This is a genomic window from Bacillus sp. 01N45, assembly GCF_056399205.1.
This window is the reverse complement of sequence record NZ_JBFTQW010000007.1, coordinates 18,390-33,653: the sequence shown is the minus strand read 5'-3', so window position 1 is coordinate 33,653 and position 15,264 is coordinate 18,390. Positions and strand designations below refer to the sequence as shown.

The window sequence follows — 15,264 nt, the reverse complement described above, 5'->3', positions numbered from 1 at the left end:
AGAGGCGAAATCTATAGCGGAGTTCGTGGTCTCTTTTTTCGTTATCAAAGGGAGGAATTACCATGAAATTTTCAAGTAAACAACGTAAAGACGTATTAAACGGAGTAAATAAACAAGAGTTAGATGTGATCGTAATTGGTGGAGGTATTACTGGTTCTGGTATTGCATTAGATGGAGCAACACGCGGGTTATCAACAATTGTGTTTGAAATGCAGGACTTTGCAGCAGGTACATCAAGTCGTTCAACGAAGCTTGTACACGGTGGTCTACGTTATTTAAAACAACTTGAAGTGAAAATGGTAGCAGAGGTGGGGAAAGAGCGTGCAATCGTATATGAGAACGGTCCCCATGTAACAACACCAGAGTGGATGTTACTTCCGTTCCATACAGGCGGTACGTTCGGATCATTCAGTACATCAATTGGTCTTCGTGTATATGACTTCTTAGCAGGTGTAAAACGAAGCGAGCGCAGAAAAATGTTTAACCGTGAAGAAACATTAAACAAAGAGCCTCTTGTAAAAAAAGAAGGACTAAAGGGCGGCGGTTACTACGTAGAATATCGTACAGACGATGCGCGTCTTACAATTGAAGTAATGAAAGAAGCGATTGAACACGGTGCGAAAGCTGTTAACTACGCAAAAGTAGACAGTTTCTTATATAAAGATGGAAAAGTATGCGGTGTACGTGTAATCGATTTACTAGATGGCGAAGTATATGAAGTGTACGGTAAGAAAATTGTAAACGCAGCTGGCCCTTGGGTAGATACACTTCGTGAAAAAGATAACTCGAAAAAAGGGAAAGTACTTCAGTTATCAAAAGGTGTGCATTTAGTAATTGACCAAAAACGTTTCCCATTAGGGCAAGCTATTTACTTCGATACACCAGATAAACGTATGGTGTTCGCGATTCCTCGCGGCGGAAAAACATACGTAGGTACAACAGATACGTTCTATGATAAAGACGCAGCTGTACCGCACATGACAACAGAAGATCGCACATATATCATTAACGCGATTAACTACATGTTCCCAAGTGTAAAAATTACAGAAAAAGATGTGGAGTCAAGCTGGGCTGGTGTACGTCCGTTAATTTATGAAGAAGGTAAGAATGCATCTGAAATTTCTCGTAAAGATGAAATTTGGACTTCTGAATCTGGTTTAATTACAATCGCAGGTGGTAAATTAACAGGATACCGTAAAATGGCTGAAATGGTAGTAGACTACGTAACGAACCTACTACAAAAAGAAGGTCATAGTGCATATCCGAAGAGCGATACGAAACATATGCCAATCTCTGGTGGACATGTAAGTGGTTCACACGGATTCCCAGCATTCGTTGCGAAAAAAGCAGATGAGGGTACGAAATCTGGTTTAACGAAAGCACAAGCAGAAGAATTTGCGAAATTCTATGGCTCTAACGTTGACGTACTGTTCGACTTAGCGAAAAAACATAAAGACGAAGCGAAAGAATACAACATGCCGCTAGACGTTCTAATCCCACTTGTATACGCAATGGATTACGAAATGACAGCAAAACCAGTTGACTTCTTCGTACGCCGCAGAGGCGCTGTGTTCTTCAACATCCACTGGGTATACGAGTGGAAAGAAGCAGTAATCAACTACATGGCTGCGAAACTAGGCTGGAGCAAAGAAGAGCAAATGAAATACACAGCTGAATTAGAAAAAGCATTAACAGACGCTGTCATTCCTGTAGATCAACAAGAACAAGCAGCTGCATTAGCGTAAAATAGAGAAACACCTGAAGAGAACCTCTTCAGGTGTTTTTTATCCTTTTCGGCAAGAAGGCTCCATCTGATTTGTGTTACGGGTGAAACCCAACAATTCAGGTGGAGATGAATTGCCGTCAGAAGGTAGTCTGAACTCTTTTGTTTTTTTGTCTTACGATACAATCTGCCCTTAGATAAGGAGGGAATATATCTTAAGATAACGAAATTGGATAATAATCATCATTTGTTGACCTTGACTAAAAATAAATAAAATGTGTTACAATGATGATAGAGTATATAGTATGAATTTTGCATAAAATAAAGAAGACAGAAGCCTGAGAAACTTCTGCCTTGTGTAACCTAACTTACTATTGTGGTGGTAGTAGATGCGGTTATAAGACAATTACATTAACGTTTTAGCCGAGAACCGCCCTTACCTTTTCCACGAAGCAGGGTGGTTCTCGCTTTTTTGTATACAGAAATTAGCCACGGACCGACGTATCTTCTACCGATGACAACGCCAGCTCCGGTTAGGATACCATACACTAATTTAATTACAAACATCGCGATCATTCTATCACCTCCCCCCTTTTTTCAAAATGGAAGAGATGATTATCACACCTACTAGTTATAGCTTATTAAGTTACATTTCAATTGTATTATGTTTTAAAATAGGGAACAAGACAAATGAATACGGATATGAGGTGCAGCATGAAAAAATTAATTACTTATGACCCTGAAATCCAGATGGCATATCTGTATGTAATTCCATTCACTTCAGAAATTGAGATTGAATCGACTGAAGAGTTGGAAGAAAATCCAAAACTGAATGTAGATATAGATCAATTTGATCGTATAGTGGGGATTGAGTTTTTTGGAGAAAATGCTCGTAAATTAAAAGGATTAACAAATAGAAGTAAAATATATAAAAAGAAAGCTTCAAATGATAATAAATACATATACTCATTTAGAATTTCTCAGGATATTCATTTGCAAAAAGTGTTATTTCAAAACGTTGTATTTTATTTTGCAGATAAGAAGTATGAAGAATTTATTGGTTTTGATATTATCAAGCCATCTTTGTATGACCATGAAATATTAGATTCTTTAAGTGAGTGTTAGGAGGGAAGAGGACTCGATTGAATGGGTTCTCTTTTTCATTTAGCGATGAGGGGAATCTTGACGATAGAAAACTAACACAAAATCCTTATTGCAAACTTAAAAAGCGCCTTGGGAGAGAGGCGCTTTTTAAGTTTGCAATAAGGATTTTTTTTATAAATTTATAAAACTTTTCCATACAGTACGTCGTCTAATATATGGGAAGGAGGAAATGATGTGGATGAATTAACGGTAGAAGCGTTTGAAATAGAAGATAAGGAACTCCTTATCGATGAAATCATGAACAAGTATGGACAAGAAGTCTTACAACTTGTGTATTCATATGTAAATAATAAAGAGGTTGCTGAGGATGTAACGCAAGATATATTTGTGAAATGTTATAAATCTCTTCATACATACAAAGGGAAGTCGAATGTGAAAACGTGGTTATGGAGAATTGCGATTAATCAATGTAAGGACTATATAAAGAGTTGGTATAACAAAAAGGTGATCGTGGCAGAGGATGAATCTGCTTATATTGGGGTTCAAAATGATAGTGTCGAACAAATTGTCATTCAAAATGCGGAGGACCGTGAGCTCGCTTCTGCAGTAATGAATTTACCGATAAAATATCGAGAAGTTATTTATCTATTTTATTATGAAGAATTATCAATTAAAGAGATTGCTATTGTAATAGACGTGAAAGAAAACACGATAAAAACGAGACTGAAAAAAGCGAAGGAGCTTGTGAAGAAAGGATTGGAGGAATAATCAAATGGAAGATCGATTAAAAGGCCTGCGAAAATCAATGGAGAATACAACGTTTAAACATTTGAGTTTTTCTGATCAACACCGAAAGCGGGTGCGCGAAAAAATCAATGCATCACACGAAAAGGAAGAGGACATCTCTTTAGCCATTTTACAACTCCTCAGTAATGAAAAAACAGGATACGAATTGTCACAGCTGTTACGAGGGAGAGGGATTCGAAAATTCGAAGGAAATGAAGGTTTTTTATATACCGTATTACATCGTCTAGAACAGAATCGTTTTATTCAATCTAGCTGGGATCATGCAGGAGCAAAATATTATCAATTAAATGATAAAGGAAGAAAGATGCTGCGAAAGGCAGAAAAAAATGTTACGAAGGTACAATTTATATTAAAAGGCTTAGTACAGGAGTGAGGAGAAATTGAATAAAAAAGGGGAGCGTTTTGTAAGCGAGGTTACGAATCATATTAAATCAAAAGAAGCGAAAGATTTTGTAGCAACTGAACTAGAGTTTCACTTAAAACAGGCAAAGAACACATGGATAGAAAAAGGATTAAGTGAGGAAGTTGCTGAAAATAAAGCTGTGGAACAAATGGGAAGTCCAATTAAACTAGGGCAGGAGCTTAATAAACTGCATAAGCCAAAGGTGGATTGGTTCTTACTTATTTTATTAGTGGCTGCTATGGGGTTAGGGTTTTTACCGGTTATAGCTTTTGGATATATGAATGATTTACTAATGAATAAAGTGATATCTGTTATTCTCGGTATTGCAACAGTTGTAGTTATGATGCTGACTGATTATCGGAAGTTAGAAAGATTCGGGTGGCTGTTTTATACAATTGGGGCACTTATCTTGCTAATATTAAATTATTTTCCGAACGTTTTGGTGGCTGGAGAACCGTTAATAAAAATTGGTCCCGTTGCAATTAGTCGTTTAATGGCAGTGCCGTTCTTTTTTCTAGCTTGGGCTTCTTTTTTCAATAATAGTAGGTTGAAAGTTAGGTATCTTGTCGCCCTATATTTATTTTCTCTGTATTTATTCTTAATTGGAGCCGCTTTTTCAACGATGTTTATTTATATCACGATGGTCTTCGTTATGCTTTGGTGGAGTAAATTAGGAAAGAAAACGGCAGTGATTATTACAGCTGTGCCCATTTGCTTATTTGTTATTAGGATGTCCTTTTCCTTACATTCAGTGAAAAATTACTACTGGCCTACCTTTTTAGCATATATAAATCCAGAGCGTGATGCACGTGGCGCAGGGTTTATGTATATACGTTTAAAAGAGGCGGTGTCGTCAGCAGGTTGGTTTGGTACAGCTGGAGATACAAGGTTCATCCCTGCTGGAGATACTGATTTTGTATTTGCAAGTTTGACTTACTATTATGGGTATTGGCTTGCGCTAATTCTTGTCTTCGTTCTTTCGCTTTTTGTAGTAAGATTAATAGTCATCTCTTATAAAATAAATGATCGGTATGGTAAATTGCTGCTTGTTGGTGGAGTGACTCTTTTTGTATTTCAGTTCATTTATAATGTTGGAATGATACTAGGATTATTGCCGATTGCTGCTATATCCTTACCTTTTATTAGTTACGGATTAACGCCGACTGTATTTCATGCGCTTATAATGGGGATCGTGCTGAGTGTATATCGGCGTAAGGATATTTCATTTAGAATGAGAAAAACACCTTAATATTTATAAAAGTTGTCTATAAAAGTATTCATTATTATGATCAAGTACAAACGTAAATAGATAGTAGAAGAGGGTTATGATAAATAACCCTCTTTTCGTGTTTAAATAAGTGCACTCTCTTTAATAGAAATACATAATTCAGAACGAGAGATTGATTCAGCTAGTTGTTGTAAATAGGAGTATTCTTCCGCATTTTTTTCGGAAGTGTTAGGATCTAATAAAGGTGAAGATAGAAGTACATTCAGTGTAAGTATGTCTGCATCATGAGAAGTGATGTTATAACCTGCAAATACTGGGCGTTTTAAGTCTTTTACTGTTTGAATCATTTTATGGAATTTCGTAACACTTATACGGATTGTTGCTAGTGGAAAACATTTTTCGCTAGGGTTATCGATAGTCTTTCTAATTTTATAATCGTATACGTAATAGTACTTTTCTTGTTCTTCTAGTTTTTGCAATTCTTTCGTTAATAAATGGTATGTATCTGTAAGACCGGTTGTGAGTGCATCGTGTTCTGCGCCAACTAATAATGTGATAGGTCTTGGTGATGAGATTGAGAGAGGGCGGATGTTTAGGGCGGTAAAAGTAGGATTAGATTGTAAAATGTTATGTAATTTTTCGGTAGGAAACACGCCGTCATAAATAGCAATAAAATAATGGTTCATCTTGTCACTCCTTAGCTTTTTCTAAACTGATATATTCTACTTTTAAGGTATAAATCCTGCACAAAAAAGAAACACCTTGATTAGTATCAAGGTGTAATAAGCTCAAAACTCTCCGAATCAGCCCCAAGTATAAAAGGACTAACCTCGCCAACGCTATAAAGTTGCAATTCATGCATTGCGCGCGTGCAAGCAGTGTAGAACAATCTACGAACGCTCTCATCGCTGTACACATCCTTAGAAGCATCGTAAATAATAACAGCATCAAATTCGATACCTTTCGCTAAGTAAGCAGGGATCACGACAATGCCTTGCTCATACTCGGCTGAGTTACTTTTCACAAGTTTAATATTGTCGATATGACGAAGTGCTTCGTAGGCAGCGGCGCTTTCAGCTGCAGATTTACATATAATTGCGATCGTATTGTGCTGCTCTTTTTGTAGTTCAGCAACTTTGGCAGTAATATGCTCGTGCAGTTCGCTGTCATTTGATACTTTCGTCACTGTAGGTTTCTCACCGTCACGTTCAAAGGCGTGAATGTTCTTGCCCTCCGGTACGAGAGTGCGTGTAAATTCAATAATTGGTTTTGTTGAGCGATAGCTACGAGTTAAGTTGATGCCGTTCGTTTCATCTGGTCCGTATAAGCTAGTAAGTGTGTTGAAATTCACTGCTTCACTCGCATGGGCAAATATCGCTTGGTTAAAGTCTCCGAGTACAGTCATTCTTGCAGCAGGGAAGAGACGTTTTAAAAACTCAAATTGAAACGGTGAATAATCTTGTGCTTCGTCTACGAGTACATGTTTAATCGATCTATTCGTTTGGAAGCCTTCAATTAATTCTTTTAACAGTAAAAATGGAGTCGCATCCTCGTAATATAGCTTTCCTTCATCAAGCATGTTTACTGTTAAGGAGCAAATATCGTCCCACTCTTTCGGTTTTTCCCCAGCAACCCATGATGCATCTGTGAAGAGTTGTTTATATATGCCTGTGAAGTTGATGAAGCGCAATGTTTGAACACCTTTACGAAGCGGCTTCAATTTTTTACGGACAATCATACGTCCAAGTACTTTCGTTTCTTTCTCAAAATCATTAAAGGAGTTGTCGTCAAACTCGCCTTTTTTCTGTAAATATTTATAAGCCTTTTGATATTCATCTTTACTCAGTAATTCAATTTCCTCTTCTACCCAAGGCTTTTTCAGCTCTGTTTTTTCAATTGCATCTATTTGTTTATTTAGCCAATCTGTTAACTTTTCAATTCGATTATGGAAACGGAGGGAGGAGTCAGTGCTGTAAAATTGTTCTGTAATTTCTTTAGCAGAAACAATTAACTTTCCTCTAAATTTCATTCCTCTAAATAACATGCCTGAAGATTCAAGAGATTGTCTGTACGTTCTAATCATTTCAAAAAATTGAGTGGATGCTTTAAAGCGAATGCTCGCATTTCTCGTTTTATAGGTAGGGCTATTCGTTTCAGTTAACATATATTCTAATTGTTCATAAGGGTCTTCAACATCAAATGACTTACTGAGTCTATGGTTTAAATATTCTTGGAATGTCACTTGCTGCATATTTTCTTCACCGAGTTCAGGTAGTACGTTAGATACGTAGCTGTTGAACATAGAGTTAGGGGAGAAGAGAATAATTTGATCAGCTTTTAACCATTCGCGATATTTATATAGTAAGTAAGCGATTCGTTGCAGGGCAGCTGACGTTTTACCGCTACCAGCAGCTCCTTGCACGATAAGGAGTCGGCCTTCATCGTGACGAATAATTTCATTTTGCTCGCGCTGAATCGTAGCAACGATGCTTTGCATATGTTTATTCGTACCTTTTCCAAGCGCTTGTTGCAAGATTTCATCACCAATTGTAAGGCTCGTATCGAACATAGAATCAATCTCGCCATTTTGAATAATGTATTGTAATTTTTTCTCCACATTACCGTGGATTACGCCTCCTGGTGTACTGTATTCAGCCGGTCCTGGTGGATAATCGTAGTACACACTCGAAATAGGTGCGCGCCAGTCATATATAAGAAAGTTTTCTCCGCTTGCATCAGTAAGTGTAGCTACGCCGATATAAATTTTCTCCGCAGCAGATTCTCCTTCTTCTTTAAAATCAATTCGTCCGAAATAAGGTGCTTTATGCATACGTCTTAATGCGGCAAGTCGATTAAAGGTGTGCTTATGGGTAATTTGTGTGACAGCTAGTGACTGAGCTTGTTGTCTCAAGTTGATAACTGTTTCAAGATAATCATCGAAAGTATCAGTATTCACTTTCACGTCATCCCAAAAGTGTTTACGAATATTGATTACTTCTGCCCGACGTCTGCCAGTTTCGTTTTCCAGTTTATCAATTTGCTCCGTAATCGTTTCTATTACGGTATCCAATCGTTTTTGCTCTAAATCAAGTTTTTTGTTCATACGTAAGCACTCCTTTAAAAGTGAAAAATAGAGGTTGACTGAAGATGTGTTTTGGTGTACAATTAAGATACGGATAAATACGTTCTGTGTATTTTCGGAAACGTGTTTCTGTACTAATTTAACATAGTTTCTTAATTTAATCAATGATAATAAGATAAACCTTGGTTCCGTGTGGCGTGAATCGAGGTTTTTTTGTGTTTTTCTTTAAGGGAGAATTGTAATTTTATTGAGAAGAATGTAAGTAAACCAAAGGAGAAAATCGGGAATAGGGGGATACTGATGGAAAAATATTTTGAGGAAGCACATCGTTTTTGTTCTTGTAATAGAAAGCACTTAGAAAAGGATGTTATATGTGGTTGTTTCTATTGTTTAGAAATTTTCCATCCAGAAAAAATTACAGAGTGGTGGGATGATGATAACACAGCAGTTTGTCCGCATTGCGGGATTGATTCTATTATCGGAGAAAGTTCTGGATTTAAAATAAAAGAAACGTTTTTAAGTGAAATGCATAAAAGATGGTTTTAGTTAAATGAATGACAAAATCAACTTTCGTTAATGAAGAGGATACATAAAAAAGCTCGGGCTAATCCCGAGCTTTTCATTATTTCTTTTCGTCTTTCTTAGCGTCAGCTTTTTGCTCTTTGAAAAGATCTTTTAAATCTTTATCTTCAACTTTTACGTCAGCTTTTTTGATTTCTTTCATCATAAGATCGTTCATGAATTCAGCGTCTTGTGCTTTCTTCGCAACTAACTCTTTTTTCAGGTCAGCTTTTGATTGCTCGAATGATTTTTCTGGCTCTTTAATGTCTGTAACTTTAATGATGTGGTAACCGAATTGTGTTTTTACAGGTTCGCTTACTTCATCTTTTTTCAGTTTATAAGCAGCATCTTCGAATTCTTTAACCATTTTACCATGTTCGAAGAATCCTAAGTCGCCACCTTTTTCTTTTGAACCAGTATCTTCAGAGTATTGTTTCGCTAACTCTTCGAAAGATTTACCTTGTCCAAGTTCCTCTTTAACTTTTTTCGCAGTCGCTTCATCTTTTACAAGAATGTGGCTTGCTTTAACTTCAGGCTTGTAGTTATCTTTTAATTCTTTATCAGTGATTGTTTTCTCGATAGCTTTTTCTTGAGCTAATTGAGCACGCACACCAGTTTTTAAAGTTTCTTCTTTAATACCTTGTTGTTTTAATAGTGTATCGAATTGATCACCGTATTGTTTTTTCATTTCATCGAACTTTTTGTCTACTTCTTTGTCTTCAACTTTGTAGTTTTTAATAAGTACTTTTTCCATAACCATGTTGTTTAGTACTTGTTTACCAGCTTGTGTCTTCATTTGATTGTAGAACTCGTCTTTTGTAATGTCACCAGCTTTAGATGTAACGATTTTGTCTGATGATGATCCTGTTCCACATGCTGATAATGCGATTACACTTGTTGCGGCTAAGGCAAGCATAGCTTTCTTCATTCGATAAACACTCCTACTATTATGTATTTTTAATTTATCCTACACCAATGAATTTTAGTTCATAAGAGCCCGATTAAGTCTCACTGATACTTTTGCTTTGTATATTGGTAAAGCGCGCTTAACAGGGCTTACCGAGGCTGAGGATAAAGTTAAGATGCGTGTCATTTATTTCATAGTATAAGCAATATGTACAAAATTTAATATATCATATTTCGACTCGATTTCATATTGATAAAGAAAATTTAACCAGTGCGTGTCAGATTTTGAAGGTGTTCCATATTGGGCGCATGCCGCATATACAGAAAAGAGGAGGGGATGGGGATGAATTCTCAACTTATTTTATTACTTGTACTGTTTATTTTATTGGTTATAGTAGGTATAATTTGCTTATAGAGGAAAAAAGTGAGGAAGGGGCTTCCTTCCTCACTTTCCATGAAATATAATTTCTATATAACTAGAAATTAATAAAATTGTTATACATACATTAATAACCCGAAAGACACCGGGTTGGCGGCTCGCAGCTATTTGTTTTCGTTCACACAGTGTATGTGTCATGAAATTCGTGTAAAATATAACAAGAAGTGCGAATGCGACAAAAACAACTGTTATAAGTGTCATGAGGCGAGACCTCCTTTTGGTAAAATACATATACTTTATATATTGTATCATACGATATTTTGTTCGTGTTATAAAATTCAGAAATAGAAGACTTTGTGTTAGAAAGAGAGGGAGAAAATGGACGTTGTTAGAAGATTAGAACAAGCTGAATACTACGTAGACCTACTATTTAAAATGATTGATGAAGAAAAGTGTCCATTTTATTCTTTGATCATAAAGAAAAAAGCTCGTAAAAAAGATATTGAACGTATACTAAATCTTTGTGAAATATTGAACGAGCAATATGTAGTGGAGAAAGCAGAAGGGCTTCTTTTGTTCGATGCGCTGTTAGATCAATTTGAAAAAGCGCTTCCACATCAGCTCGAAGTACACGAAACTGCGGAAGCGCTAGCAAAACAAGGTTTATTTAAGCCGCTTATGAATGAATTCTTAAGCATGATTGCGAAACAATAAATAGATTACTTCTTAACTAACTTCTGATCGGATTCCGTAAAATTCTCCTCAATATTCTCTAATGATTTCTCAAAAATATCGATGAAGTCTTGTCCGTAAATGTTGCGCAAGATAGCGATAAGTTCGATATTTTCTGGGAACTTACCATAGAAATTACGAAGTGCAAGAGCCCCATTAAATACAGAGTTATTTTCAGGATCATACTCCTCCATTAAGCGAAGTAGTAATTCTTCCCCTTTGTCTGTAATCTCAATGTACGTATTTCGTTTATCATCTTCTTTTTTTGAGAATACAAGATAGCCGCGTTCTTCCAGCTTTTTCGAGAAGTTAAACGCCGTTGATACGTGCATAACTCCAAACTTAGCAATCTCAGAAATAGAAGCCCCTTTTAAATGATAAGCGATTGACAAAATATGATGCTCATTAATGTTTAAATCGTAAGGCTTAATCCACTGTTGCCAATCTTTCTCTACACATTTCCATAACGCTTTCGATAATTGAGCAATGCGTTGGCTGAAAATCATCGCTTCTTTTACCGAGTAATCTTTTTCTCCACTTTTCATTTACTCACCCACTTTAACATTCTTTTTCATTACTATCTATTATGCCAGTAAAGTAAAAATTAATAAAGTCTTTTTGTGAGAATTGTGAAAATTTTTCGGAAAAATGACATTCTATACAAATCATGCATAACTATGGAAGCGTTTTATGAGTCGTGAATACATGTGTTGTCCTTACATGTTAAGTGATAACATATATTGTAAATGCATAAAAACACGGCATATCTGTGTGATATGCCGTGTTAAGGTCGATTTATATAAAAAATATTTGTTATATGCAAAAAACTAAGCAGGAATTTGTTTACGCCTTTTCCGGAACAGCTTCTTGTAGTTTCTCAATTGATTTTTGAATGTCCAAAATCTCTTTCTCAATATGGCGTTTGTTTTGAGAAATGTCTTGCTTCCAGTTAGAAATCGTATCGTGCATATCGTCTTTTAATTCTTGAAACACTTCTTTACCTTCTGAAGCAGTTTCAACGATTTGACGTTTTAATAATTTTGTATCAGCTGTAATATCAGCTAAAGTCTTTTTAATATCATTTCCTTTTTCTTTTAACTTACCGCGCATAGCTTTGCCAGAAGAAGGAGTAGAGAAAAGAACGGCTAGTCCAGCAACTGCTCCACCGCAAATGACACCTGTAATAAAGGATTTAGCTTTTGACATAAAAGGAAACCTCCTTATTTTTTGTTCGTATTCATGATGTGAAAAATATGCATATCTTTAAGATAAGGGAAAGAAAATTGTGCGGTGCACGTTCCCTGGCATCTTGAGTGAAGAAACAAGCCTTGCAATATTTAATCACGTTAGGAAAGTGGCTTGTTATGTATTACTTCTTATTATAGTGTCACTATTTCACACTATTTGCAATTGTACTTGCGATGTTCTGTAAATTTTCCATTGTGTATTCATTTTGATGTGATTTCCAAACAGCACCGAAACCATCGTTTTCACCGTAGCGTGGAATTAAATGAAGGTGGAAGTGGAACACAGTTTGTCCAGCTTTTTCACCGTTATTGTTAAGTAGGTTAAAGCCAACTGGGTTAAACTCTGCTTTAATCGCATTTGCGATTTTCGGAACGACAGAAAAAATGTGTGATGCGATTTCGGGCGTTAATGCAAAAATGTCTTGTTTGTGAACTTTTGGAATAACAAGGGTATGTCCTTTTGTTACTTGACTAATATCTAAAAATGCAAGCACATGTTCATCTTCGTATACTTTTGAGCAAGGGATTTGCCCGTCAATAATTTTACAAAAAATACAATTATCTGCTGTATGATTCATTGATCTCATCCTTTCAAGTAGCCTTAGCCGTATTTTACCATAATTATATAAGAGAACAAACACGAAAAACAGGAAGCTGACTCAGCTTCCTGTTTTCTGAAGAGGGATTGAAAAAGCATTATCGTAATTTACGTTTCGCAGACACCTCATTTATTTAAGAAATGCACGGTAAATCGGCTAAAGTTTCTGCCGTAGACACCCCATTTTCAAGTGAAATGAATTGCAATCTTTATAAAAGGAAATTGTTTATTTTTTAAAACAGTATATGCTCTTTCGGAGACACCCCGTTTCTAAAATGAAACAAATGATCTGGTTATGTGTAAATTTCTTTGTCCAACATGGACACCCCATTTCATGATGACTTAACTATGTTGTTGTACTCATCAATTGGTGGTCGCTTTTTCAATGTGTTCCTTCTTCACTAATTATGATGTCCGCTTTCGTAAAAATATATGCTAACAAATTTAAAATTTTTTTAAGACATCGATACTATGTAGTACAGCGCCATTTTTGGTAAGATGAATATAGAAAATACTAATGAAGAAAGTGGTGTCGTATGAGCGAGTTATTGCGTGTAGAAAATGTTACAGGAGGATATACGAAGCGCCCTGTACTAAAAGATGTTTCGTTCTCTGTTAATAAAGGCGAACTTGTCGGCTTAATTGGTTTAAATGGAGCTGGTAAAAGTACGACGATTAAACATATTATCGGTTTAATGGAACCGAAAAAAGGAACTGTCACAATTAATGGGAAAACAATTCGTGATGATATGACAGCGTACCGTTCTAGCTTTTCGTTCATCCCAGAAACACCAGTATTATATGATGAGCTAACGCTAGAAGAACATTTGAAGCTAACAGCGATGGCGTACGGTGTCGATGAAAAACAATATGAAGAACGTGTAGGACAACTATTACAAGAATTTCGCATGAAAAATCGTTTGAAATGGTTTCCGTCTCATTTCTCAAAAGGGATGAAACAAAAAGTAATGATTATGAGTGCGTTTTTAGTGGAACCATCTCTTTACATTGTGGACGAACCTTTCGTAGGGCTTGATCCGTTAGCGATTCAATCACTTCTTCAAATGATGGATCACATGAAAAAAAGCGGTGCAGGAATCTTAATGAGTACACACATTTTAGCGACAGCAGAGCGTTATTGTGATTCGTTCATTATTCTGCATCAAGGTGAAGTAAGAGCGAAGGGAACATTAGCTGAACTACAATCACAGTTTAATATGCCGGGTGCAACGTTAGATGATATTTATATTGCATTAACGAAGGAAGAAGATTATGAATAGCACAGCATTATGGAAAGAACGATTTCGTCACTTTCTAAAAGAAGTTCGTACATATAGTAAATACGTATTTAATGATCATTTGAAATTTATTTTTGTATTTATCATCGGCGCAGGAGCGTATTATTACCAGCAGTGGTTACAAACGCTAACACCGTCGTTTCCGACAGCACTCGTTATGGCAGTGTTGCTTGGACTTGTATTAACGGCCGGATCGATACAAACGTTATTAAAAGAAGCAGATCTCGTTTACTTACTGCCAGTGGAAGAAAAGTTAAAACCTTATTTCACAAAGGCATTTCTCTTTACGTTTATGATTCAGTTATACATAATCGCCATCGTAGCGGCAGCACTAGCCCCGTTATACTTCCAGCAAATGAAACAAACAGGAGCGGCTTACATATGGATTGTACTCGCGTTTGTTATCGTAAAAGCGTGGAACTTATTCGTAGCATGGGAAAAGTCATTTTTAACAGATCAAAATATACAAAGAGCTGATTGGTTCATTCGTTTTATTTTAAACGGCTTATTTGTTTATTTCCTTGTAGAGCGTACTTCCGTTATGTTTATTGGCGGAATCGTCCTTCTCATGATGTTATACCTTGTAGTACTGCATCAAATGGTGAAGGGAAAGCCGCTAAACTGGGAGTATTTAATTTCTGAAGAAGGTAAGAAGATGATGCTGCTGTATCGCATAGCGAATATGTTCGTTGATGTACCGGCATTAAAAGAAAGAGTAGCACGGAGAAAATGGCTCGATTTCATTCTTTCGATGATTGGTGAAAAACGTACCTATTTATACTTATATACGAGAACGTTTTTACGATCTGGTAACTATTTCGGCTTGTATGTGCGCCTGCTCGCTCTTGGAGGAGTTATTCTTTACTTCATTCCGTTTTTATATGGACGATTTATCGTAAGCCTTATCTTCCTATACTTAATCGGTTATCAGCTCTTAACTTTATGGAAGCATCACCGCATGAAGATTTGGCTTGATTTGTATCCGGTCGGGGGAGAAGAGAAGAAGAAAGATTTTCTTACTTTATTAAATGCAATCCTTATTATCGGTAGCGTGATATTTACAGTTATATTCGCCCTTGCGACGAAAGATTTCATGATGACGGGCATTTTATTAGTCGTAAGCATAGTATTTAGTATCGGTTTCGTTTATCAATACGGGGCGAAACGTATTGAGCGTTTAAATTGAAGGGAATGAA

The 15,264-nt window shown here is 36.3% G+C and carries 18 protein-coding genes; 10 read left to right on the top strand and 8 right to left on the bottom strand.

The annotated features are described in order from the left end of the window. The first annotated feature begins 62 nt into the window (after nucleotides 1-62). Nucleotides 63-1,745: an aerobic glycerol-3-phosphate dehydrogenase gene (glpD, locus tag AC1DMU_RS17310; protein WP_000672824.1), complete on the top strand. Its 1,683-nt coding sequence runs from the start codon at nucleotides 63-65 to the stop codon at nucleotides 1,743-1,745. A gap of 389 nt (nucleotides 1,746-2,134) precedes the next feature. On the opposite strand, the gene AC1DMU_RS17305 is transcribed toward glpD, so the two are convergent. Beyond that, nucleotides 2,135-2,299: a hypothetical protein gene (locus tag AC1DMU_RS17305; RefSeq protein WP_000561154.1), complete on the bottom strand. Its 165-nt coding sequence runs from the start codon at nucleotides 2,297-2,299 to the stop codon at nucleotides 2,135-2,137. Nucleotides 2,300-2,437: 138 nt separating this feature from the next. Here AC1DMU_RS17305 and AC1DMU_RS17300 point away from each other — a divergent pair, with 138 nt between their 5' ends. The 4 genes from AC1DMU_RS17300 to AC1DMU_RS17285 all read left to right on the top strand — a co-directional run bounded on the left by AC1DMU_RS17300 (nucleotide 2,438) and on the right by AC1DMU_RS17285 (nucleotide 5,286). Then, nucleotides 2,438-2,848 carry a DUF2283 domain-containing protein gene (locus tag AC1DMU_RS17300; RefSeq protein WP_088062315.1) on the top strand — a complete coding sequence of 137 codons (411 nt, stop codon included), beginning with the start codon at nucleotides 2,438-2,440 and terminating at the stop codon, nucleotides 2,846-2,848. A 213-nt stretch (nucleotides 2,849-3,061) separates the two neighbouring features. Then, nucleotides 3,062-3,595 carry a sigma-70 family RNA polymerase sigma factor gene (locus tag AC1DMU_RS17295; RefSeq protein WP_088062317.1) on the top strand — a complete coding sequence of 178 codons (534 nt, stop codon included), beginning with the start codon at nucleotides 3,062-3,064 and terminating at the stop codon, nucleotides 3,593-3,595. A gap of 4 nt (nucleotides 3,596-3,599) precedes the next feature. Further along, nucleotides 3,600-4,007, top strand: a complete 408-nt coding sequence (locus tag AC1DMU_RS17290) for a PadR family transcriptional regulator (protein ID WP_088062319.1) — start codon at nucleotides 3,600-3,602, stop codon at nucleotides 4,005-4,007. Nucleotides 4,008-4,014: 7 nt separating this feature from the next. Beyond that, a complete protein-coding gene (locus AC1DMU_RS17285) occupies nucleotides 4,015-5,286 on the top strand; it encodes an FtsW/RodA/SpoVE family cell cycle protein (RefSeq protein WP_088062321.1) in 1,272 nt (423 codons plus the stop codon). Nucleotides 5,287-5,387: 101 nt separating this feature from the next. On the opposite strand, the gene AC1DMU_RS17280 is transcribed toward AC1DMU_RS17285, so the two are convergent. Both AC1DMU_RS17280 and helD read right to left on the bottom strand, forming a co-directional pair. Next, the gene (locus AC1DMU_RS17280) at nucleotides 5,388-5,951 is read right to left on the bottom strand and encodes a hypothetical protein (protein WP_088062323.1); all 564 of its coding nucleotides are present in this window, start codon (nucleotides 5,949-5,951) and stop codon (nucleotides 5,388-5,390) included. A gap of 86 nt (nucleotides 5,952-6,037) precedes the next feature. Continuing rightward, on the bottom strand, nucleotides 6,038-8,368 hold the full coding sequence (gene helD, locus AC1DMU_RS17275; RefSeq protein ID WP_088062324.1) for an RNA polymerase recycling motor HelD: 2,331 nt from the start codon (nucleotides 8,366-8,368) through the stop codon (nucleotides 6,038-6,040). Between the two features lie 279 nt (nucleotides 8,369-8,647). On the opposite strand from helD, the gene AC1DMU_RS17270 reads away from it, so the two are divergent. Then, complete coding sequence (locus AC1DMU_RS17270) at nucleotides 8,648-8,893, top strand: cytoplasmic protein (protein WP_087985646.1); 246 nt, start codon at nucleotides 8,648-8,650, stop codon at nucleotides 8,891-8,893. Nucleotides 8,894-8,969: 76 nt separating this feature from the next. Here AC1DMU_RS17270 and prsA read toward each other — a convergent pair whose 3' ends face one another. Further along, nucleotides 8,970-9,836: a peptidylprolyl isomerase PrsA gene (prsA, locus tag AC1DMU_RS17265; RefSeq protein ID WP_088062326.1), complete on the bottom strand. Its 867-nt coding sequence runs from the start codon at nucleotides 9,834-9,836 to the stop codon at nucleotides 8,970-8,972. A 279-nt stretch (nucleotides 9,837-10,115) separates the two neighbouring features. Here prsA and AC1DMU_RS17260 point away from each other — a divergent pair, with 279 nt between their 5' ends. Beyond that, complete coding sequence (locus AC1DMU_RS17260; RefSeq protein ID WP_002007073.1) at nucleotides 10,116-10,229, top strand: hypothetical protein; 114 nt, start codon at nucleotides 10,116-10,118, stop codon at nucleotides 10,227-10,229. A gap of 30 nt (nucleotides 10,230-10,259) precedes the next feature. On the opposite strand, the gene AC1DMU_RS17255 is transcribed toward AC1DMU_RS17260, so the two are convergent. After that, nucleotides 10,260-10,454 carry a hypothetical protein gene (locus AC1DMU_RS17255; RefSeq protein WP_000172690.1) on the bottom strand — a complete coding sequence of 65 codons (195 nt, stop codon included), beginning with the start codon at nucleotides 10,452-10,454 and terminating at the stop codon, nucleotides 10,260-10,262. A 117-nt stretch (nucleotides 10,455-10,571) separates the two neighbouring features. Between AC1DMU_RS17255 and AC1DMU_RS17250 the strand changes: the two genes are divergently transcribed. Further along, nucleotides 10,572-10,907, top strand: coding sequence for a DUF1878 family protein (locus tag AC1DMU_RS17250; RefSeq protein WP_000383652.1), 336 nt, complete (start codon nucleotides 10,572-10,574; stop codon nucleotides 10,905-10,907). A gap of 5 nt (nucleotides 10,908-10,912) precedes the next feature. Here the strand turns inward: AC1DMU_RS17250 and AC1DMU_RS17245 are convergent, their stop codons facing one another. From AC1DMU_RS17245 to AC1DMU_RS17235, 3 genes are all read right to left on the bottom strand, one after another. Further along, nucleotides 10,913-11,470 carry an HTH-type transcriptional regulator Hpr gene (locus AC1DMU_RS17245; protein ID WP_000834920.1) on the bottom strand — a complete coding sequence of 186 codons (558 nt, stop codon included), beginning with the start codon at nucleotides 11,468-11,470 and terminating at the stop codon, nucleotides 10,913-10,915. Nucleotides 11,471-11,768: 298 nt separating this feature from the next. Beyond that, entirely contained in the window at nucleotides 11,769-12,131 is a 363-nt protein-coding gene (locus tag AC1DMU_RS17240) for a YtxH domain-containing protein (protein ID WP_087985644.1), read from the bottom strand. 184 nt (nucleotides 12,132-12,315) lie between these two features. Continuing rightward, nucleotides 12,316-12,750 carry an HIT family protein gene (locus AC1DMU_RS17235; protein ID WP_001016840.1) on the bottom strand — a complete coding sequence of 145 codons (435 nt, stop codon included), beginning with the start codon at nucleotides 12,748-12,750 and terminating at the stop codon, nucleotides 12,316-12,318. Between the two features lie 556 nt (nucleotides 12,751-13,306). Here AC1DMU_RS17235 and ecsA point away from each other — a divergent pair. Both ecsA and ecsB read left to right on the top strand, forming a co-directional pair. Continuing rightward, on the top strand, nucleotides 13,307-14,050 hold the full coding sequence (ecsA, locus tag AC1DMU_RS17230; RefSeq protein ID WP_088062328.1) for an ABC transporter ATP-binding protein EcsA: 744 nt from the start codon (nucleotides 13,307-13,309) through the stop codon (nucleotides 14,048-14,050). Beyond that, nucleotides 14,043-15,254 (top strand): ABC transporter permease EcsB, encoded by a 1,212-nt coding sequence (gene ecsB / locus AC1DMU_RS17225; RefSeq protein WP_088062329.1) that lies wholly within the window; start codon nucleotides 14,043-14,045, stop codon nucleotides 15,252-15,254. The genes ecsA and ecsB overlap by 8 nt, the downstream gene beginning before the upstream one ends. The last annotated feature ends 10 nt before the right edge of the window (nucleotides 15,255-15,264 follow it).